We start from the raw sequence: 18,329 nt of genomic DNA, 5'->3' as shown, positions 1-18,329 counted from the left end.
AGCGAAAAATTCGCTGCCTAAATTTTAGTCAAAATCACGCTTACTTAGGCTCTGTCCCGAACCATTTTTTGTAGATAGCGTTATAAGTGCCGTTGTCTTTCAATGTCTTCAGCGCGCCGTTTACTTTGTTACGCAGGTCGTCGCTGCCTTTCGGGAATGCGATACCGTAATCTTGCGCTTCGATAGAGCTGCCTACTGCTTTGAAGCGGCCTTTACCAGCGGTGTGGATGAAGTACAGGATGTTTGGCGTGTCATGCAGCACGGCGTCTGCACGATTGGTGCCGAGTTCCATGTAAGCATTGTCGATATTTGGGAACTGGCGCAGATCTTTGGTTTTGATATGCGCTTTCGCATAATCAACCGAACCGGTGCCGCTCTTCACAGCCACGACTTTGCCGTTCAGGTCATCAATTCCTTTGATGTCATTCTCGTTGTTACGCACCATGACTAACAGACCACTTTTATAGTAGCCGTCAGAGAAGTCGATGGCTTTCTCGCGCTCAGGGGTGATGGTGATACCCGCCAGTGCAACATCTACGTTCTTGGTTTGCAGAGCAGGAATAATGCCGCTGAAGTCCATTGGCTTCAGGGTGTAGTCCAGCTTCAGCTCTTTAGCGATAGCGGCCCATAAATCAACGTCGAAACCGACATAGTCATTGCCCTGTTTGAATTCAAACGGAACAAAGGCGGTATCAGTAGCGACGACCAGTTTTTTATCTGCTGCGGTGGAAGAGAGTGAGAAGGCCAGCGCCAGCGCTGCCACAGAAACTTTCATCAAAGACTTCATCATTTTTCCTTATCAGGGCCGGGTGCAACCCGGGTGGTCTGGTTTTCGTAAGCAATAAGCGTGCCAACTCCAGCTATTATAATCATATCAGTACGTTATGGTCGCATGCTGACACGATTCTCCTACGCCACCCGTAAGAGCACTAATTTGGTGCCCCATTTTGGTGCGTAGTGCTATTTTGGTGCGAGCACAGTGTGCACGACTTCTTTCCACTGTGAAGATAAAAGAAAAAGAAATGTTAACAAAGTCAAAAAAATGTTTTGTTATTTGCAGCGGGTACAAAAAAGGCGGGATAACCCGCCTTATTATTAGCAATGAAATTATTCAATATTCGCTTCGATGAACCACAGGAATTTATCCAGGTCACGAGAAGCCGCCGTGAAAATATCAGCGGTATCTTCATCAGTAACTTCACTAATCGCTTTACGGGTGGCGTTTGCCACAATCGCATAACGGTCAGCCAGTGCTTTAAGGTGATCCTGCACGCTGTGAATATTTAACGGGTAGCTTTTCAGTGGAGTCTTGTCGTTGACCACCTGAGTGGTACCAAGGGCGATGCCCCCTAACTGCACTGCGCGTTCAGCGATGGTGTCCTGGTGATCAGCGATGGCTGCACGGAAGCCATCCAGCATTTCATGCACGCCGATGAAGTTAGCGCCACGCATGTTCCAGTGGGCCTGCTTGGTGATCAGAGAAAGATCAATAAAGGCGACAACCAGGCGATTCAGCACGTCGATAGTGGCTTTTTTGTCTGCATCCGACACATCGTTGCGGGTGTAGATCAGCTCTGCATTTTTAGTTTTTACCAGTTTTGCGGTACTCATCAGTTCAATCCTCTCGATGATGGTGTGCCTAATTAACAACGAAACTAAGTATAGCAGCGGGTGCTGATTCTGCCTTCCCGGTATGAGCGATAGCTGAAATAGAGATAACTTAACAAAGCAGTAGGGGGTTATTTTAGAAAAACAGGTAACGTGTTTTGATAATCGTTCTTATTCATGTTCGCAGTGGGGGATTTTATATTAAACGCCAAACATGGCAGCGTAATGACAAGTTAAGGCGTGCCATTACGCTGCGCCGATTTATTATTGGCTTTCGAGCTTGATCGGACTGACCTGACTCTTTTTGGGGCGCATGGTGAGTGTGGAGCCAGCAGAGGCGAAAATAATCGCGATAATGGCCAGCGCCTGTTGTGTGTTTAGCGTTTCCCCTAAAAACATAATCCCGGAAAGTGCCGCTACCGCAGGTTCCAGGCTCATCAGCGTACCGAAAATGCGTGCTGGCAGGCGCGTCAGTGCCACCATTTCCAGCGAGTAGGGCAGGGCTGAGGAGAGAATTGCCACAATCAGCGCCAGTGGAACCACATTCCAGTGCCAAATTCCCTCACTGGCGAAGGTCAGCCCGAGGGGGACGAAGATAATCGAACCAATCAATGACCCCATTGCCACGGTTGCTGGACCATGGCTGCTGCCTGCACGTTGCCCAGCCAGAATATATACCGCCCAACACGCGCCGGCACCAATGGCAAATACCGCACCCAGTGGATCAATATGTTGCATATTTGCACCAAAAGGAAGCAGGAACGCCAGGCCAGCCACCGCGAGTGCTACCCAGAGGAAATCCAGCGCGCGCCGCGATCCTGCCAGGGCTAAGGTCAGTGGGCCGAGGAATTCCAGTCCCACGGCGACGCCAAGCGGCAAGGTGCGTAGCGATAAATAGAAAAGAAAATTCATGCAGCCAAGCGCCAGGCCATAATAGATCAGCGGACGACGCTGTCCGGCGCTAAATTTCAGCCGCCAGGGTTTAAAGATCAGGCATAACATGATCGTGCCGAAGCCAAGACGCAATGCGGTGACACCGGTCGCGCCAACTTGTGGAAACAGGGATTTTGCCAGTGCCGCACCACCCTGTAGGGAAACCATGGAGATCAGCAGTATTGCAACAGGTAACAAGGCAGAGGCGAGGTTTTTACTTTTTAATGCTGGAGACATCCTTTATAGCCTTTTTTAGTTTGTATGTTCCGTCAGAGATAGACACAGGTAAGTGTAACTCAGGAGCGCTGAGTAAAAATGCGTAGACGAAAATTAAAAAAAAACAATCTACAGAAGGGCAATAAGTAAGCTTTTTTACACTGTTTCTGTAAAGAATTGTCAGGCATTTTTTAGGATAAAACTTAAAGGCAAAAAAGATGTGAACTAATTTAATAGTGGTTTTTTGAGTATTTTTATCAATAATTTCAATTGGATAGCTTGTTTCATTAACGTTCTGTTACACCAAACAATTCGTTAGACAACAAAATTCGAGCAGAGTTTCTTTCTGTTCTTTGTTATATTTTTAGAGTTGTCAGGAGAAAGTATTATCACATTTGAGGTGGTTATGAAAAAAATTGCATGTCTTTCAGCACTGGCTTGTGTTCTGGCTGTTTCTGCAGGTTCCGCAATGGCACAGAGCACAGTGTCTGTCGGCTACGCGCAGAGCGACTTCCAGGGCGTGGCTAACAAAGCTAACGGTGTCAACCTGAAGTATCGCTGGGAAGACGGTACCGACCCACTGGGTTGGATCGGCTCCTTCACCTACACCACAAAAAACAACACCATTGATGGTTACTACAACAAAGCCAACTTCTACAGCCTGAGCGGTGGTCCAGCTCTGCGTCTGAATGACTGGGCAAGCATCTACGGTGTAGTTGGTGTGGGTTACGGCACCCGTAAATTCAACAGCAACGTTCCACGTAACGACAACCAGAATGACCGCTGGGGCTTCGTATACGGTGCGGGTCTGCAGTTCAACCCAATCCAGGATATCGCTATCGATGCAGGCTATGAGCAGAGCCGCCTGAAAAATACCGATATCGGCACCTGGATCGTGGGTGTAGGCTACAGCTTCTAATTTAGCGCTGTAGTAACGAAAAGGCTCATGCATCGCATGGGCCTTTTTTGTTACTGGCGACGATTATTTCTGCTCAGCCTTTAGCCACGCAATCTCATCTTTCCAGATATCCGGATTAATGGTCTCCAGAATCATTGGAATGCCATCAAAACGCGCATCTTTCATTAGCCAGCTAAACACCGTTTTGCCAATATTGCCTTCCCCCAGACTGTGGTGGCGGTCAACACGGCTACCCAGAGCGCTTTTTGCATCATTCAGGTGCATGCCACGCAGGTAGTTAAAGCCCACCGTCTGTTCAAATTCACGGAACGTGGCCACACAAGCCTCTTCGGTACGCAGATCGTAGCCGCCGGCAAAGGCATGGCAGGTATCAATACAGACACCCACGCGGGTTTTATCTTCAACGTGTTCAATGATAGTCGCTAACTGCTCAAAGCGAAAACCCAGGTTGCTGCCCTGGCCCGCGGTGTTCTCAATCACCGCCGTCACCCCTTCGGTCTTATCCAGCGCAATATTGATAGATTCCGCAATGCGTTTCAGACATGCCAGTTCATCAATTTGCTGGAGGTGGCTACCGGGGTGGAAGTTAAGCAGCGTCAGGCCCAACTGGCTGGCCCGGTTGAGTTCATCAATAAACGCTTCACGGGATTTTTCCAGTGCTTCTTGTACGGGATGGCCGAGGTTAATCAGGTAGCTGTCATGCGGAAGGATCTGCTGCGGGCCGTAGTGATATTTCTCGCAGGCGGCTTTAAAGGCGCTAATCACACTTTCCGATAGCGGTGCTGCACGCCACTGGCGCTGGTTCTTGGTAAACAGGGCAAAAGCCGTGGCTTCAAGTTCGTGTGCGCGAATAACGGCCTGATCCACGCCTCCTGCTGCGCTAACGTGCGCGCCAATATATTTCATGCCAATCTCCTGTCAGGCGTTGCACTGGTACAAACGGTGCATGATACCTGATGCCCGTCGAAGAAACGACTGCGCAAGCCTGGGCAGTATGGTGCAGTCATAGTATGCTCAAAGCCGCAAAATACGCGCCATTAATACTAAAAATGATTATTTATTGATAATCAACCACTATAATTGCTTGATTGCGGCACCTACGGCCGCTTTGCATTGTGAGGAGTACGCATGCACATTACGCTGCGTCAGATAGAAGTCTTTACCGAAGTCCTGAAAAGCGGATCAACCACCCAGGCCTCGCAGGTTTTGTCGCTGTCGCAGTCTGCCGTGAGCGCTGCACTGGCGGATTTGGAAAACCAGCTTGGGGTGCAGTTGTTTGATCGGGTAGGTAAGCGGTTAGTGTTAAACGAGCATGGCCGTTTACTTTATCCGCGCGCCATTGCGCTGTTAGAGCAGACCAGCGAAATCGAACAGCTGTTTAAAGAAGACAACGGTGCCATCCGCATCTATGCCAGTAGTACCATCGGCAACTATATGTTGCCAGGGATGATCGCCAGCTATCGCCGGGACTTCCCGACGCTGCCGCTGGAACTGAGTGTTGGCAACAGCCAGGACGTGATTAACGCGGTGGTCGACTTTCGGGTGGACTTAGGTCTGATCGAAGGGCCATGCCATGTGCCAGAACTGATCAGTGAGCCGTGGCTGGAGGATGACTTAGTGGTCTTCGCCGCGCCAGATGCGGCTATCTTGCAGTCTCCCATTACCCTGGAGAGTCTGGCTGAAGCGCCGTGGATCCTGCGTGAACGGGGATCGGGTACGCGGGAAATCGTCGATTTTCTGCTGCTCAAGCACTTGCCTGCGTTTCAACTCGGTATGGAGCTAGGCAATTCAGAGGCGATCAAGCATGCGGTGCGTCATGGCATGGGGATTAGCTGTCTGTCGCGCCGGGTGATTGAGGATTTACTCGAAGCCGGAACCCTGGTCGCGCTGGATATTCCGCTGCCGCCGCTGGCGCGAACGCTGTATCGCATTCGCCATCGCCAGAAGCATCTTTCTAAGGCAATCAATCGTTTCCTCTCTTATTGTAGCGAGTAACCGCTAATGATCGCCCTGCGATCATGAACGAAACTAATAACCTCTGCACTGCCGCTATACAGCGCAGTGCAAGCTGTTACAATCGCGCCTTATTTTTATCCCGCGTAGCGTTTCCACATGCATAATGACTCAAATACAACACAACAACCTGCGCTTAAGCGCGAACTCAAGGCACGTCATCTGACGATGATTGCCATCGGCGGCTCAATCGGTACTGGGCTGTTTGTGGCATCTGGCGCCACCATTTCTCAGGCAGGACCCGGTGGGGCACTGCTCTCCTATGCGCTGATTGGCTTAATGGTCTACTTCCTGATGACCAGCCTCGGCGAACTTGCCGCTTTTATGCCGGTTTCTGGTTCTTTTGCGACTTACGGTTCCCGCTATGTTGAAGAGGGCTTTGGTTTTGCCCTGGGGTGGAACTATTGGTACAACTGGGCGGTGACCATTGCCGTCGACCTTGTCGCGTCGCAACTGGTCATGAATTACTGGTTCCCGGACACCCCCGGCTGGATCTGGAGTGCGCTGTTCCTCGGTCTGATGTTCCTGCTCAATTACATCTCGGTGAAGGGATTTGGCGAGGCCGAATACTGGTTCTCATTAATCAAAGTCGTTACCGTCGTGATCTTTATTGTGGTAGGCGTGCTGATGATTGCTGGCATTATGCGCGGCGGCGAAACGGCTGGCTGGCATAACTGGCAGGTTGGCGATGCGCCGTTTGCCGGTGGTTTTGCGGCGATGATTGGCGTAGCGATGATCGTCGGGTTCTCTTTCCAGGGCACTGAACTTATTGGTATTGCCGCAGGCGAATCAGAAGATCCGGCGAAGAATATTCCACGCGCCGTGCGTCAGGTATTCTGGCGTATTCTGCTGTTCTATGTGTTTGCGATTCTGGTGATCAGCCTGATTCTGCCATACACCGATCCCAAACTGCTGCGCAACGATGTAACCGATATCGGCGTCAGTCCGTTTACGCTGGTCTTCCAGCATGCAGGTCTGCTTTCTGCGGCGGCGGTGATGAACGCGGTGATTCTGACTGCCGTGCTCTCAGCAGGGAACTCCGGCATGTATGCGTCAACGCGTATGCTGTACACCCTGGCTTGTGATGGCAAAGCGCCGAAAATTTTCGCCAAACTCTCCAAAGGCGGCGTGCCACGCAATGCGCTGTATGCAACCACCGTGGTGGCCGGGCTCTGCTTCCTGACCTCTAAATTTGGCAACCAGGAAGTTTACCTGTGGCTGCTGAATACCTCAGGGATGACCGGCTTTATTGCCTGGTTGGGCATTGCCATCAGCCATTACCGCTTCCGTCGTGGTTATGTAGCACAGGGGAATGACCTGGCCGCGCTGCCATACCGTTCGGGCTTCTTCCCGCTGGGGCCGATTTTCGCCTTTGTTCTGTGCCTGATTATTACGCTGGGCCAGAACTATCAGGCGTTCCTTGCCGATCGTATTGACTGGTATGGTGTTGCAGCAACTTACATTGGTATCCCGCTGTTCCTGATCATCTGGCTGGGCTACAAGCTGACTCGCGGTACCCGTATGGTCAAATACAGTGAAATGACGTTTGATAACAAGCAGTAACGTCTCTGGCTGGCGCAGTTTTTTACTGCGTCAGCACATCGTATCCTTCCGGTTTAACTGATAATTGTTATCATTCTTTTTAGACGTTGCTTTTTTGGCCAGATTTCGTGATAACAGGACCGATCATGAGCTTTACCGATTCTACCTCAGCGCCTCCCCGTCAACAGGATGCGCTGGGCCGCTACCACCAGGTGCTGCGCAAACGCCTGCTGATTATTGGCGTGTTGGCGCTGTTTATCCTCGCTTCGCTAATACTTGATTTTACGCTGGGCCCAGCTGGGCTATCCCTTTCTACCTTGTGGCAGGCGCTGGTCCATCCGGCGGTTGCGGATGCGGGTACGCGAGTGATCGTCTGGGATATCCGTTTGCCTTACGCGTTAATGGCGGTAGTGGTGGGATTTGCTCTTGGTTTGGCGGGTGCAGAGATGCAAACCATCCTGAATAACCCACTTGCCAGCCCCTTTACCCTGGGCGTCTCTTCTGCGGCGGCGTTTGGCGCGGCGCTGGCAATCGTGTTAGGTATCGGTATTCCGGGGATCCCGGATTCGTGGTTTATCTCCGCTAACGCGTTTATTTTCGCACTGCTTGCCGCACTGTTACTGGATGGCATTACGCGCTGGACGCGCGTCGCCAGTTCCGGGGTGGTGCTCTTCGGTATCGCGTTGGTGTTTACCTTTAACGCGCTGGTGTCGATGATGCAGTTTATCGCCAGTGAAGATACGCTTCAGGGACTGGTGTTCTGGACCATGGGCAGCCTGTCTCGTGCTTCCTGGGACAAGCTGGGGATTCTGTTCGGTGTATTTATTGTCCTGTTACCGCTTTCGCTTCGCAGCAGCTGGAAACTCACGGCGCTGCGTTTAGGGGAAGATCGTGCCATTAGTTTTGGTATTGATGTTCGCCGTCTGCGTCTCACTACGCTGCTGCGTATTAGTATTCTTTCGGCGCTGGCCGTGGCGTTTGTGGGGCCAATCGGCTTTATTGGCCTGGTGGCACCGCACATCGCGCGCATGTTGTTTGGCGAGGATCACCGCTTTTATCTGCCAGCCAGCGCATTGATAGGCGGGCTGGTACTGTCACTGGCTTCTGTCGCCTCTAAGAACCTGATTCCGGGCGTTATTATTCCGGTGGGGATCGTCACTTCGTTGGTCGGCGTGCCTTTCTTCCTGTCGATTATTTTGCGTCACCGGGGGAATGTGTAATGGGTGAGGGATTACGTTTACAGCAGTTTTCGGCGGGATATCCGCGTCGTCAGGTGATTGATAAGCTGGATGTGCCTGCACTGCCTCGCGGTAAAATCACCGTGCTGTTAGGGCCAAACGGCTGTGGGAAATCGACGTTATTACGCGCGATGGCCGGGCTAGGCAAGGGCACTGGCGAGCTGTGGCTAAATGGTGATGAGTTGATGTCACAGCCGTTTACGCGTCGGGCCCAGCGGGTGGTCTATTTGCCGCAGACACTGCCTGCAGGGGTTCACCTGCATGTGCTGGAATCGGTAATTGTCGCGCAGCGTGCTTCTGGTGGTGAAACCACCTCGGAAGAAGATGTGATGCACCTGTTGCGCCAGTTAGGGATTGCTCATCTGGCGATGCACTATCTTGATCAACTTTCGGGCGGTCAGAAGCAGTTAGTGGGCCTGGCCCAGTCGCTGATCCGCCGCCCTGAGCTGTTACTGCTTGATGAACCTCTGAGTGCGTTGGATCTTAACTATCAGTTCCACGTGATGGATCTGGTACGGCGGGAAACGGCGTTACGCAACATCGTTACGGTGGTGGTGGTGCATGACATTAATATCGCCTTGCGCCATGCCGACCATGCGTTGATGCTGAAAGAGGGAAAGAAAGTCGCCGATGGCGCACCGGTAGACGTGATCACACCGCAGACTCTGGCAGAAGTGTATGGCGTTCAGGGGCGTATTGAGTGCTGTTCCCAGGGCATGGCGCAGGTGATGATCGATGGGCTGGTGGCAGCGCCCCTGCTGTAGGGGCGCTGAGAGACTACACCAGCAGGTGACGTGCGTGGAAGCGCAGGTGATCTTCCACAAAGCTGGCGATGAAGTAGTAGCTGTGATCGTAGCCAGGCTGAATGCGCAGGGTGAGCGGGAAACCGATCTCCTGCGCGACGCGATCCAGTTGCTCCGGCTGAAGCTGATCGGCGAGGAACTGATCGCTGTCGCCCTGATCGATCAGGATCGGCAACTGATGTCCGGCATCACGCAGCAGTTCGCAGCTATCCCACTCGCGCCATTGGGTCTTATCAGCACCCAGATAGGCGTTAAAGGCTTTCTGGCCCCAGGGGACGTTGCAGGGGTTCACAATTGGCGCGAATGCCGAAGCGGACGCAAAGCGGCCAGCCTGACGCAGCGCCAGGACCAAAGCACCGTGACCGCCCATGGAATGACCCATAACCGACTGGCGATCGCTGACTTTAAACTCGCTGGCAATCAATGCAGGCAGTTCATGAGCGAGGTAGTCGAACATCCGATAGTGTGCTGACCACGGAGCCTGGGTCGCGTTAAGATAGAAACCCGCCCCCTGACCGAGGTCGTAGCCCGCATCGTTTGCGACATCATCACCGCGTGGGCTGGTATCCGGCATCACCAGCACCAGACCCAGTTCGTCAGCCACGCGTTGTGCACCGGCTTTGGTGGTAAAGTTCTCATCGGTGCAGGTTAACCCGGCGAGGAACCACACCACAGGGGGCGCAGTATCACCCTGCGTTGGCAAAAAGATGCTGAAGGTCATCGGACAGTTCAGGACTGTCGATTGATGCCGCCAGCGCTGCTGCCAGCCGCCAAAGCTGCGATGTTCCTCCAGCAGTTCCATTCTGGATGTCATACGGCCTCCGTTACTTGTCGAAGTGGATCACGGTACGGATAGATTTGCCTTCGTGCATCAAATCAAATGCATCGTTGATCTCTTCCAGTGGCAGATTGTGGGTGATGAAATCGTTCAGCGCGAATTTACCGTCGAGGTAATCCTGCACAATACCCGGCAGTTGGCTACGGCCTTTCACGCCGCCGAATGCAGAACCACGCCATACGCGGCCAGTCACCAGTTGGAATGGACGGGTTGAGATCTCCTGACCTGCACCGGCAACCCCGATAATCACAGATTCGCCCCAACCTTTGTGGCAGCACTCCAGCGCTGAACGCATCACGTTAACGTTGCCGATGCACTCAAACGAGTAGTCCACGCCGCCGTCGGTCAGTTCAACAATCACGTCCTGGATCGGTTTTTCATAGTCTTTCGGGTTGATCAGGTCGGTGGCACCCAGTTTGCGGGCCAGTTCAAATTTGCTGGTGTTAATATCGATACCGATGATGCGGCCTGCTTTCGCCATTTTCGCACCGATGATCGCCGACAGGCCAATGCCACCCAGACCAAAGATGGCGACAGTATCCCCTTCCTTAACTTTTGCGGTGTTCATTACGGCACCCATACCGGTGGTGACGCCACACCCTAACAGGCACACTTCTTCCAGCGGGGCTTCTTTACTGATTTTTGCCAGGGAAATTTCCGGCACTACCGTGTATTCAGAGAAGGTAGAGGTGCCCATGTAGTGGAAGATAGGCTTGCCGTCTTTAAAGAAGCGGGTGGTGCCATCGGGCATCAGGCCTTTGCCCTGGGTGGTGCGGATGGCCTGACACAGGTTGGTTTTACCAGACAGACAGAATTTACATTTGCCGCACTCTGGCGTGTACAGTGGAATGACGTGATCGCCAACTTCCACGCTCGTCACGCCTTCACCCACTGCTTCAACAATCCCGCCGCCCTCATGGCCCAGAATCGCTGGGAACACCCCTTCAGGATCGCTACCGGACAAGGTATAAGCATCGGTATGGCATACGCCTGTCGCCACGATGCGCACCAGCACTTCACCTTTTTGTGGTGGCATCAAATCAACTTCTTCAATTTTCAGTGGCTCACCAGCGGCCCAGGCAACGGCAGCACGGGTTTTGATCATGTTCATACAATCCCTCTTGTCAGTAATCAGCGCATCGCGCCTAGATGGTCGTGAATAATCGTGTGGTTCAGGTTGAAGAGACCGGAAAGCGCAGCTCATCGTTCTGCGGCCGGTCATCAAACATGTCAATAATCAGGTATTTCAGCGCCTCTACATTGGGGGTAAAGGCATCACGTCGCCACATTAACCAGGTGGCGGTATTCTGGTAGGCATCGGGCAGGGTGTGGCTCTGAACACGGGCGCGTTCTCCCATCTGCCCCAGTACGGAAGCGGGGATCACCGCGACGCCTGCGCCACCCGCTACGCAGGCCAACATAGCGTGATAGGACTGAATTTCCATCACGCTATGGGGGGCAATATTGCTATCGCGGTACCAGGCCTCTGTTTTGGTGCGGTAGGAGCAGCTGTTACGAAAAGCAAACAGCGTGTCATGTTGCACATCCACCGCACTCTCAATGGGAACATGTTCGAGGCTGCTGATCAGTACCAGCTGTTCGCGAAAAGCGATGCAGCCGTTTAAATCTTCATAGGGGGCCGGGCCATCCACCAGCGCGGCAGCCAGTGTGCCTTCGCGCACTTTGTCGATAATTTCACCGGAAGTATTAGTGATCAACGAGAGTGACACCTGCGGATAGCGCTGATGATAAGCCGCTAGCAGGCGTGGCAGGCGTGTGGCCGCAGTACTTTCCATCGACCCCAGCGCAAAGTTTCCCGCTGGCTCGCCAGCTCGGCTAATGCTAAGCGCTTCATCACTCAGTGCCAGAATGCGCTGGGCATAGCAGAGAAAGTTGTGACCCATGGGTGACAGGCGCAGACGCTGTTTTTCCCGGATAAACAGGTCAACCCCCAACTCCTCTTCTAGCTGGCGTAGGCGAGTCGTCAGGTTTGACGGAACCCGGTGCAGTTGCTCCGCCGCACGCGCCAGCGAGCCACTTTCCGCCACTGCACAGAACATACGTAACTGAACTAAATCCATACATTCTCTTTTTGTAAGCAACTAAGGTTGATTTATTCACTAATCGTGAGTTTAGCCATTATGCTTTATCATGGCAAGTGCTGCAAAGCTGGGCATAAAGCGTGACGATAATGAAAAGCTTTCATCCCCAATCAGATTGATTGCTGGATTACCCGCGCGGAGTGCTTCACAATACGGCCTCAGAAATATTGCCCGCTGGCAAGATCCGGCGGATGCACTACCCAGCCGGAGAAAGAAACAATGAGTACCTTAAGTCAGGCCGCTTCCCTCGTGCATGAAACGCTGCTGGCACGCGGTCTTGAGACCCCGCTACGCGCACCTGCACGTGATATCGATGATGAAACCCGTAAGCGCCTGATCGCCGGTCATTTGACCGAAGTCATGCAGTTACTCAATCTTGATCTGGAAGATGACAGCCTGATGGAGACGCCACACCGCATCGCTAAGATGTATGTGGATGAGATTTTTTCTGGTCTCGATTACGCCAACTTCCCAAAAATCACCTTGATTGAAAACAAAATGAAGGTTGATGAGATGGTCACGGTGCGTGATATCACCTTCACCAGTACCTGTGAGCATCACTTTGTCACTATCGACGGTAAAGCAACCGTAGCTTACATTCCGAAAGATAAAGTGATCGGCTTGTCAAAAATCAACCGTATTGTGCAATTCTTTGCGCAGCGTCCACAGGTTCAGGAGCGTCTGACGCAGCAGGTCCTGATTGCACTTCAGACCCTGCTTGGCACCAACAACGTGGCCGTTTCAATGGATGCCGTACACTACTGCGTCAAAGCGCGTGGCGTAAAAGATGCCACCAGCGCGACCACCACCACCTCGCTCGGTGGCTTGTTCAAATCTAGCCAAAACACCCGTCAGGAATTTTTACGCGCGGTGCGCCACAGCTAACAGCCTTGCCAGGCTGGCATAACAGGACGTCCTATGCAGCGTTATCAAGCGATCGATTTTATTCGCGGCCTGGCAATTCTTGGCATTCTGCTTCTCAATATCGTCGGTTTCGGCCTGCCTTCGGCGGCGTATCTCAATCCAGCCTGGGCGGGCAGTATCAGCCTGGTCGATGCCTGGAGCTGGGCGCTGATGGACGGCCTGGCACAGCTAAAATTCCTCACGCTCTTTGCCTTGTTGTTTGGGGCAGGACTGTCGCTGTTACAGCCGCGAGGCACCAGCTGGATCACCGCACGCCTTGTGCTGCTGATGCTGTTTGGCTTAATCCACGGGCTGCTATTCTGGGAAGGTGACATTCTGTTGGATTATGGCCTGATTGGCCTGCTGATCTGGCGGATGCTGCGCAATGTGCCTGACAATGGCGCGTTATTTAAAACCGGGGTACTGCTGTATTTAATCGGCTGCGGCGTGCTGCTGGTGTTTGGTGCCATTTCCAGTCCGAACCCCGGTGAAAGCTGGTTGCCTGGCCCGGCCACGCTGGAGTATGAGCGTTTCTGGAAGCTGGCGGGCGGACTGGAAGCCTTTACTAACCGGCTTGATCACCTCTCAAACGGCCTGATGGCGCTGCTGTCACAATATGGCTGGCAGTTGGCGGGGCTGATGCTGATGGGCGCGGCCCTGCTACGCAGTGGCTGGCTGAAAGGCGAGTTTCCACTGGCGCACTATCGGCGCTGCGCCGCAATTATGCTCAGTATCGGCGCGCTGCTGGCGTTGCCGGGCATTGTATTACAGTGGCAGGTACAGTGGGCATTCCGCTGGAGTGGTTTCTATTTACAGCTGCCACGGGATTTAGCCAGCCCGTTTATCAGCCTCGGCTATGCGGCGTTATGTTTCGCTTTTTGGCCACACATTTCCCGCTGGCGTCTCTGTTATGCGTTGCAATGCGTTGGACGTATGGCGCTGAGTAACTATCTACTGCAAACGTTGATTTGCACGACCTTCTTCTATCATTTTGGTCAGTTCATGCACTATGGCCGCGCACAGCTGCTGCTGTTTGTGCCGCTGGTATGGCTGATTAACCTCACGTTCTCACTGCTTTGGCTACGTTATTTCCGCCAGGGGCCGATGGAGTGGCTGTGGCGTCGCCTGACTGACCGCATCGCACAACACTTTTCTTAATCCAGATGATGACCGCCGTCACAAACCGAACAGGTTTGATGTAACCGCTTTCATTGATGTGACGCAATTCACGCTGTTACTGCTGCCAGGCTGACACAATAGCGCCGAAAACTTTCATCGGCGTTAGCCGTTTTTTTCCTCTGTGGAATAGCTGCATGATAACAATCCGTGATGTTGCCCGTGTGGCTGGCGTCTCTGTGGCCACGGTGTCCCGAGCACTTAATAACAGTAGCGCAGTGACGCCAGAAACCCGCGAGTCAGTGCTGCAAGCCGTTGAGTCTTTGGGATATCGCCCGAATGCCAATGCCCAGGCACTGGCAACCCAGATCAGCGATACCATTGGTGTCGTGGTAATGGATGTGTCCGATCCTTTCTTTGGCGCGCTGGTAAAAGCGGTAGATACCGTGGCACAGCGCGTGCAGAAGCATGTGCTGATTAGCAACTCCTGGCATCAGGAAGATAAAGAGCGCCATGCGATCGAGGTATTGATACGTCAACGCTGTAATGCGCTGGTGGTGCATGCGAAAACGCTTTCAGACGCAGAGCTGGCAAACTTTATGCGGCAGGTGCCGGGTATGGTGCTGATTAACCGTATCGTGCCGGGCTTTGCCCATCGCTGTGTGTGTCTGGATAACGTGGCGGGTGCCGTCACTGCCTCAAATATGTTGTTACAACAAGGGCATAGACGAATTGGTTATCTCTGTTCCAGTCATCATATTGAAGATGCCGAGCAGCGGCGCAGTGGCTGGCTCCAGGCGCTTGCCGCACATGGCATTCAACCGCCGGAGAGCTGGATAGCCAGCGCGGAGCCCGATATGCAAGGCGGAGAAGCGGCTATGGTGGAACTGCTTGGGCGTAATCAACAGCTAACGGCCGTGTTTGCCTACAATGATGGCATGGCAGCGGGGGCGCTAACCGCCCTGAAAGACAACGGGATTCAGGTGCCTCAGCAGGTTTCCGTCATTGGTTTTGATGATATTCCGATGTCACGCTACACCGATCCTCAGCTCACAACCGTGCGCTATCCAATTGTTTCTATGGCAAAACTGGCCACTGAGCTGGCATTGAAAGGTGCGGCAGGTGAGTTGGATGACAACGATCAGCACTGTTTTATGCCCACCCTGGTGCGCCGCCACTCCGTTGCGCCGTTACAAAATGTGGCATCCGTCACTATTTCCACAAACAGCACCATGTAACCGTTTTCAATCTGTGATTGTATTCACAGTTAACTGGCCCTGCGCTCAACTATGATGGCGGCGTCATTACTGAATGAAACATTATGTAACGCCACACCAGGCCGCTGGGGCAGTTTCTCCGGTCGGCAGAAAAAGTTCACAACATATATCAGGATGCAGCGTTACACGGACAGTGAAGGTTTTAATGAAATATTTAACCGCTGTTTCTGCGCACCCTGTCGGGTGCCAGAACCAAACGACCCTGCACAAGAACCGGAGTTATTATGAATAAGAAGGTTTTCACCCTCACAGCACTGGTTGCCGGCATGATGATGGGCTCTGTGGCACATGCTGCTGATACACGTATTGGCGTCACCATCTATAAATACGATGACAACTTCATGTCGATGGTGCGTAAAGATATCGAGAAAGAAGCGAAGACCCTGGGCGGCGTACAGCTGCTGATGAATGACTCACAGAACAGCCAGTCTACACAGAACGACCAAATCGATGTGCTGATGGCAAAAGGGGTTAAGGCGTTAGCGATCAACCTGGTTGACCCAGCGGCTGCGGGCACTGTGATTGATAAAGCACGCGCAAACGATGTGCCGGTCGTGTTCTTCAACAAAGAGCCGAGCGCGAAAGCTTTAGCCAGTTACGATAAAGCCTATTACGTTGGCACCGATTCTAAAGAGTCAGGTATTAAACAGGCAGAGCTGATTGAGAAACACTGGAAAGCCACGCCAGCGTGGGATCTGAACAAAGACGGTCAGATTCAGTACGTGCTGCTGAAAGGCGAGCCAGGCCACCCAGATGCGGAAGCCCGTACCAAATACGTTATCGATACCCTGAACAAAGACGGCATCAAAACCCAGCAGTTGGCGATGGACACAGCGATGTGGGATACCGCACAGGCCAAAGATAAAGTCGATGCCTGGTTGTCTGGCCCGAACGGCAAGAAAATTGAAGTGATCATCGCCAACAACGACGCGATGGCAATGGGTGCAGTTGAAGCGCTGAAAGCGCACAACATGAGCAACGTGCCGGTCTTTGGTGTGGATGCGCTGCCAGAAGCGCTGGCGTTGATCAAATCAGGTGCAATGTCCGGTACCGTGTTGAACGATGCTGAAAACCAGGCAAAAGCCACCCTCGATATCGCCAACAATCTGGCGCAGGGTAAAGAGCCGACGGCGGGCACCAGCTTCAAGATGGAAAACAAAGTTGTCCGCGTACCTTATGTACCGGTAGATAAAGATAATCTGGCCCAGTTCCAGAAATAAGTGGGTTTGCAGGCGCGGAGCCTTCCGCGCCTGAATCCGAATCATCACCGTTTTGTTAGCCAGGTAAATTATGGCCAGTGATAATCCGACCGCACAGCGTGAATATCTGCTGGAGATGACTGATGTCAGTAAGTCATTCCCAGGAGTGAAAGCCTTAGATAACGTGAATTTAAAAGTGCGGCCTCACTCCGTTCACGCCTTAATGGGTGAAAATGGTGCCGGTAAATCCACTTTATTAAAATGCCTGTTTGGTATTTATAGCAAGGATACGGGGAGCATCCTGTTTCAGGGTGAAGAAGTTAATTTTAAGTCTTCGAAAGAAGCGCTGGAAAATGGCGTTTCTATGGTACACCAGGAGCTGAACCTGGTGTTACAGCGCACGGTCATGGACAACATGTGGCTGGGGCGTTATCCGCGCAAAGGTTTTTTTGTCGATCAGGATAAGATGTATCGTGATACCAAAGCGATCTTCGACGAACTGGATATTAATATCGACCCGCGCGATAAAGTGATCGATCTTTCTGTATCACAAATGCAGATGATTGAAATTGCTAAGGCATTCTCGTATGACGCGAAAATCGTCATTATGGATGAGCCAACGTCGTCATTAACCGAAAAAGAAGTTAACCACCTGTTTACCATTATCCGTAAGCTGAAAGATCGTGGCTGCGGGATTGTGTATATCTCACACAAGATGGAAGAGATTTTCCAGCTGTGTGATGAAATCACCATTTTACGCGATGGTCAGTGGATTGCGACCCGCCCGCTGGAAGGGCTGGATATGGACAAGATCATCTCAATGATGGTGGGTCGTTCATTGAATCAGCGCTTCCCGGACAAGTCCAACGTGCCGGGCGAAACCATTCTGGAAGTGCGCAATCTGACTTCGCTGCGTCAGCCTTCGATTCGGGATATCTCTTTTGATCTGCACAAAGGAGAGATTCTGGGGATTGCGGGCCTGGTCGGGGCGAAGCGTACCGATATCGTTGAGACGCTGTTTGGTATCCGTGAAAAGTCGGGCGGTACGATCAAGCTGCATGGTAAAGCGATTAACAATCACAGTGCGAATGAAGCCATCAATCATGGTTTTGCGCTGGTGACTGAAGAACGTCGTTCAACGGGGATTTATGCTTATCTGGATATCGGTTTTAACTCGCTGATCTCCAATATCAAGAAATATAAAAATTCAATCGGGTTGCTGGATAACAAGCGCATGAAGAGCGATACCCAATGGGTAATCGATTCTATGCGTGTGAAAACACCGGGCCAGCATACACAGATTGGTTCTCTTTCTGGCGGTAACCAACAGAAAGTGATTATCGGGCGTTGGTTATTAACGCAGCCCGAAATTTTGATGCTTGATGAGCCAACGCGTGGTATTGACGTTGGAGCAAAATTCGAAATTTACCAGCTTATCGCTGAGCTGGCGAAGAAAGAGAAAGGCATCATTATTATCTCGTCCGAGATGCCGGAGTTGTTGGGCATTACCGATCGTATTCTGGTGATGAGTAACGGTCAGGTTGCGGGCATTGTTGATACCAAAACCACCACGCAGAACGAAATATTGCGTTTAGCGTCATTACATCTCTGATGAGCAAGGG

At 52.2% G+C, this 18,329-nt stretch carries 17 protein-coding genes; 10 read left to right on the top strand and 7 right to left on the bottom strand.

The genetic code is table 11. The features are described from left to right. Positions 1 to 40: 40 nt before the first annotated feature. From glnH to rhtA, 3 genes are all read right to left on the bottom strand, one after another. Entirely contained in the window at positions 41 to 787 is a 747-nt protein-coding gene (glnH, locus tag F3J40_RS03705) for a glutamine ABC transporter substrate-binding protein GlnH (protein WP_167012934.1), read from the bottom strand. Positions 788 to 1,107: 320 nt separating this feature from the next. Further along, positions 1,108 to 1,611 carry a DNA starvation/stationary phase protection protein Dps gene (gene dps, locus F3J40_RS03700; protein ID WP_167012633.1) on the bottom strand — a complete coding sequence of 168 codons (504 nt, stop codon included), beginning with the start codon at positions 1,609 to 1,611 and terminating at the stop codon, positions 1,108 to 1,110. 261 nt (positions 1,612 to 1,872) lie between these two features. Beyond that, positions 1,873 to 2,778: a threonine/homoserine exporter RhtA gene (rhtA, locus tag F3J40_RS03695; protein WP_167012632.1), complete on the bottom strand. Its 906-nt coding sequence runs from the start codon at positions 2,776 to 2,778 to the stop codon at positions 1,873 to 1,875. Between the two features lie 385 nt (positions 2,779 to 3,163). On the opposite strand from rhtA, the gene ompX reads away from it, so the two are divergent. Next, positions 3,164 to 3,676, top strand: coding sequence for an outer membrane protein OmpX (gene ompX, locus F3J40_RS03690; RefSeq protein WP_167012631.1), 513 nt, complete (start codon positions 3,164 to 3,166; stop codon positions 3,674 to 3,676). A gap of 63 nt (positions 3,677 to 3,739) precedes the next feature. On the opposite strand, the gene nfo is transcribed toward ompX, so the two are convergent. After that, the gene (gene nfo, locus F3J40_RS03685; RefSeq protein WP_167012630.1) at positions 3,740 to 4,582 is read right to left on the bottom strand and encodes a deoxyribonuclease IV; all 843 of its coding nucleotides are present in this window, start codon (positions 4,580 to 4,582) and stop codon (positions 3,740 to 3,742) included. Positions 4,583 to 4,804: 222 nt separating this feature from the next. Between nfo and yieE the strand changes: the two genes are divergently transcribed. The 4 genes from yieE to F3J40_RS03665 all read left to right on the top strand — a co-directional run bounded on the left by yieE (position 4,805) and on the right by F3J40_RS03665 (position 9,233). Next, complete coding sequence (gene yieE, locus F3J40_RS03680) at positions 4,805 to 5,671, top strand: DNA-binding transcriptional regulator YeiE (protein ID WP_167012629.1); 867 nt, start codon at positions 4,805 to 4,807, stop codon at positions 5,669 to 5,671. Between the two features lie 117 nt (positions 5,672 to 5,788). After that, positions 5,789 to 7,252 (top strand): amino acid permease, encoded by a 1,464-nt coding sequence (locus F3J40_RS03675; protein WP_167012628.1) that lies wholly within the window; start codon positions 5,789 to 5,791, stop codon positions 7,250 to 7,252. Positions 7,253 to 7,377: 125 nt separating this feature from the next. Beyond that, the gene (locus F3J40_RS03670) at positions 7,378 to 8,451 is read left to right on the top strand and encodes a FecCD family ABC transporter permease (protein ID WP_167012627.1); all 1,074 of its coding nucleotides are present in this window, start codon (positions 7,378 to 7,380) and stop codon (positions 8,449 to 8,451) included. Further along, positions 8,451 to 9,233: an ABC transporter ATP-binding protein gene (locus tag F3J40_RS03665; RefSeq protein WP_167012626.1), complete on the top strand. Its 783-nt coding sequence runs from the start codon at positions 8,451 to 8,453 to the stop codon at positions 9,231 to 9,233. Before F3J40_RS03670 ends, F3J40_RS03665 begins: the two co-directional genes overlap by 1 nt. Before the next feature lie 13 nt (positions 9,234 to 9,246). On the opposite strand, the gene fghA is transcribed toward F3J40_RS03665, so the two are convergent. The 3 genes from fghA to ptrR all read right to left on the bottom strand — a co-directional run bounded on the left by fghA (position 9,247) and on the right by ptrR (position 12,191). Then, positions 9,247 to 10,086: an S-formylglutathione hydrolase gene (fghA, locus tag F3J40_RS03660; RefSeq protein WP_167012625.1), complete on the bottom strand. Its 840-nt coding sequence runs from the start codon at positions 10,084 to 10,086 to the stop codon at positions 9,247 to 9,249. A gap of 10 nt (positions 10,087 to 10,096) precedes the next feature. Continuing rightward, on the bottom strand, positions 10,097 to 11,221 hold the full coding sequence (locus tag F3J40_RS03655; protein ID WP_017349400.1) for an S-(hydroxymethyl)glutathione dehydrogenase/class III alcohol dehydrogenase: 1,125 nt from the start codon (positions 11,219 to 11,221) through the stop codon (positions 10,097 to 10,099). Between the two features lie 61 nt (positions 11,222 to 11,282). Continuing rightward, entirely contained in the window at positions 11,283 to 12,191 is a 909-nt protein-coding gene (gene ptrR, locus F3J40_RS03650; protein ID WP_167012624.1) for a putrescine utilization regulator PtrR, read from the bottom strand. Positions 12,192 to 12,431: 240 nt separating this feature from the next. On the opposite strand from ptrR, the gene folE reads away from it, so the two are divergent. From folE to mglA, 5 genes are all read left to right on the top strand, one after another. Beyond that, on the top strand, positions 12,432 to 13,097 hold the full coding sequence (gene folE / locus F3J40_RS03645; protein ID WP_017349398.1) for a GTP cyclohydrolase I FolE: 666 nt from the start codon (positions 12,432 to 12,434) through the stop codon (positions 13,095 to 13,097). Between the two features lie 33 nt (positions 13,098 to 13,130). Next, positions 13,131 to 14,273 (top strand): DUF418 domain-containing protein YeiB, encoded by a 1,143-nt coding sequence (gene yeiB / locus F3J40_RS03640; RefSeq protein ID WP_167012623.1) that lies wholly within the window; start codon positions 13,131 to 13,133, stop codon positions 14,271 to 14,273. Positions 14,274 to 14,428: 155 nt separating this feature from the next. After that, entirely contained in the window at positions 14,429 to 15,469 is a 1,041-nt protein-coding gene (gene galS, locus F3J40_RS03635; protein ID WP_167012622.1) for an HTH-type transcriptional regulator GalS, read from the top strand. A gap of 263 nt (positions 15,470 to 15,732) precedes the next feature. After that, on the top strand, positions 15,733 to 16,728 hold the full coding sequence (mglB, locus tag F3J40_RS03630) for a galactose/glucose ABC transporter substrate-binding protein MglB (protein ID WP_167012621.1): 996 nt from the start codon (positions 15,733 to 15,735) through the stop codon (positions 16,726 to 16,728). Between the two features lie 70 nt (positions 16,729 to 16,798). Further along, on the top strand, positions 16,799 to 18,319 hold the full coding sequence (gene mglA, locus F3J40_RS03625) for a galactose/methyl galactoside ABC transporter ATP-binding protein MglA (protein ID WP_167012620.1): 1,521 nt from the start codon (positions 16,799 to 16,801) through the stop codon (positions 18,317 to 18,319). Positions 18,320 to 18,329: the final 10 nt, after the last annotated feature.

It is taken from the genome of Candidatus Pantoea multigeneris (assembly GCF_011752615.1).
GTDB lineage: Bacteria > Pseudomonadota > Gammaproteobacteria > Enterobacterales > Enterobacteriaceae > Pantoea > Pantoea multigeneris.
The sequence above is the reverse complement of the archived record's forward strand: the minus strand, read 5'-3'. Positions and strand labels throughout refer to the sequence as shown.

Excerpts from the sequence above, each read along its gene's own strand:
- glnH (WP_167012934.1), bottom strand. The coding sequence starts at position 787 with ATGAAGTCTTTGATGAAAGTTTCTGTGGCAGCGCTGGCGCTGGCCTTC.
- dps (WP_167012633.1), bottom strand. The coding sequence starts at position 1,611 with ATGAGTACCGCAAAACTGGTAAAAACTAAAAATGCAGAGCTGATCTAC.
- rhtA (WP_167012632.1), bottom strand. The coding sequence starts at position 2,778 with ATGTCTCCAGCATTAAAAAGTAAAAACCTCGCCTCTGCCTTGTTACCT.
- ompX (WP_167012631.1), top strand. The coding sequence starts at position 3,164 with ATGAAAAAAATTGCATGTCTTTCAGCACTGGCTTGTGTTCTGGCTGTT.
- nfo (WP_167012630.1), bottom strand. The coding sequence starts at position 4,582 with ATGAAATATATTGGCGCGCACGTTAGCGCAGCAGGAGGCGTGGATCAG.
- yieE (WP_167012629.1), top strand. The coding sequence starts at position 4,805 with ATGCACATTACGCTGCGTCAGATAGAAGTCTTTACCGAAGTCCTGAAA.
- F3J40_RS03675 (WP_167012628.1), top strand. The coding sequence starts at position 5,789 with ATGCATAATGACTCAAATACAACACAACAACCTGCGCTTAAGCGCGAA.
- F3J40_RS03670 (WP_167012627.1), top strand. The coding sequence starts at position 7,378 with ATGAGCTTTACCGATTCTACCTCAGCGCCTCCCCGTCAACAGGATGCG.
- F3J40_RS03665 (WP_167012626.1), top strand. The coding sequence starts at position 8,451 with ATGGGTGAGGGATTACGTTTACAGCAGTTTTCGGCGGGATATCCGCGT.
- fghA (WP_167012625.1), bottom strand. The coding sequence starts at position 10,086 with ATGACATCCAGAATGGAACTGCTGGAGGAACATCGCAGCTTTGGCGGC.
- F3J40_RS03655 (WP_017349400.1), bottom strand. The coding sequence starts at position 11,221 with ATGAACATGATCAAAACCCGTGCTGCCGTTGCCTGGGCCGCTGGTGAG.
- ptrR (WP_167012624.1), bottom strand. The coding sequence starts at position 12,191 with ATGGATTTAGTTCAGTTACGTATGTTCTGTGCAGTGGCGGAAAGTGGC.
- folE (WP_017349398.1), top strand. The coding sequence starts at position 12,432 with ATGAGTACCTTAAGTCAGGCCGCTTCCCTCGTGCATGAAACGCTGCTG.
- yeiB (WP_167012623.1), top strand. The coding sequence starts at position 13,131 with ATGCAGCGTTATCAAGCGATCGATTTTATTCGCGGCCTGGCAATTCTT.
- galS (WP_167012622.1), top strand. The coding sequence starts at position 14,429 with ATGATAACAATCCGTGATGTTGCCCGTGTGGCTGGCGTCTCTGTGGCC.
- mglB (WP_167012621.1), top strand. The coding sequence starts at position 15,733 with ATGAATAAGAAGGTTTTCACCCTCACAGCACTGGTTGCCGGCATGATG.
- mglA (WP_167012620.1), top strand. The coding sequence starts at position 16,799 with ATGGCCAGTGATAATCCGACCGCACAGCGTGAATATCTGCTGGAGATG.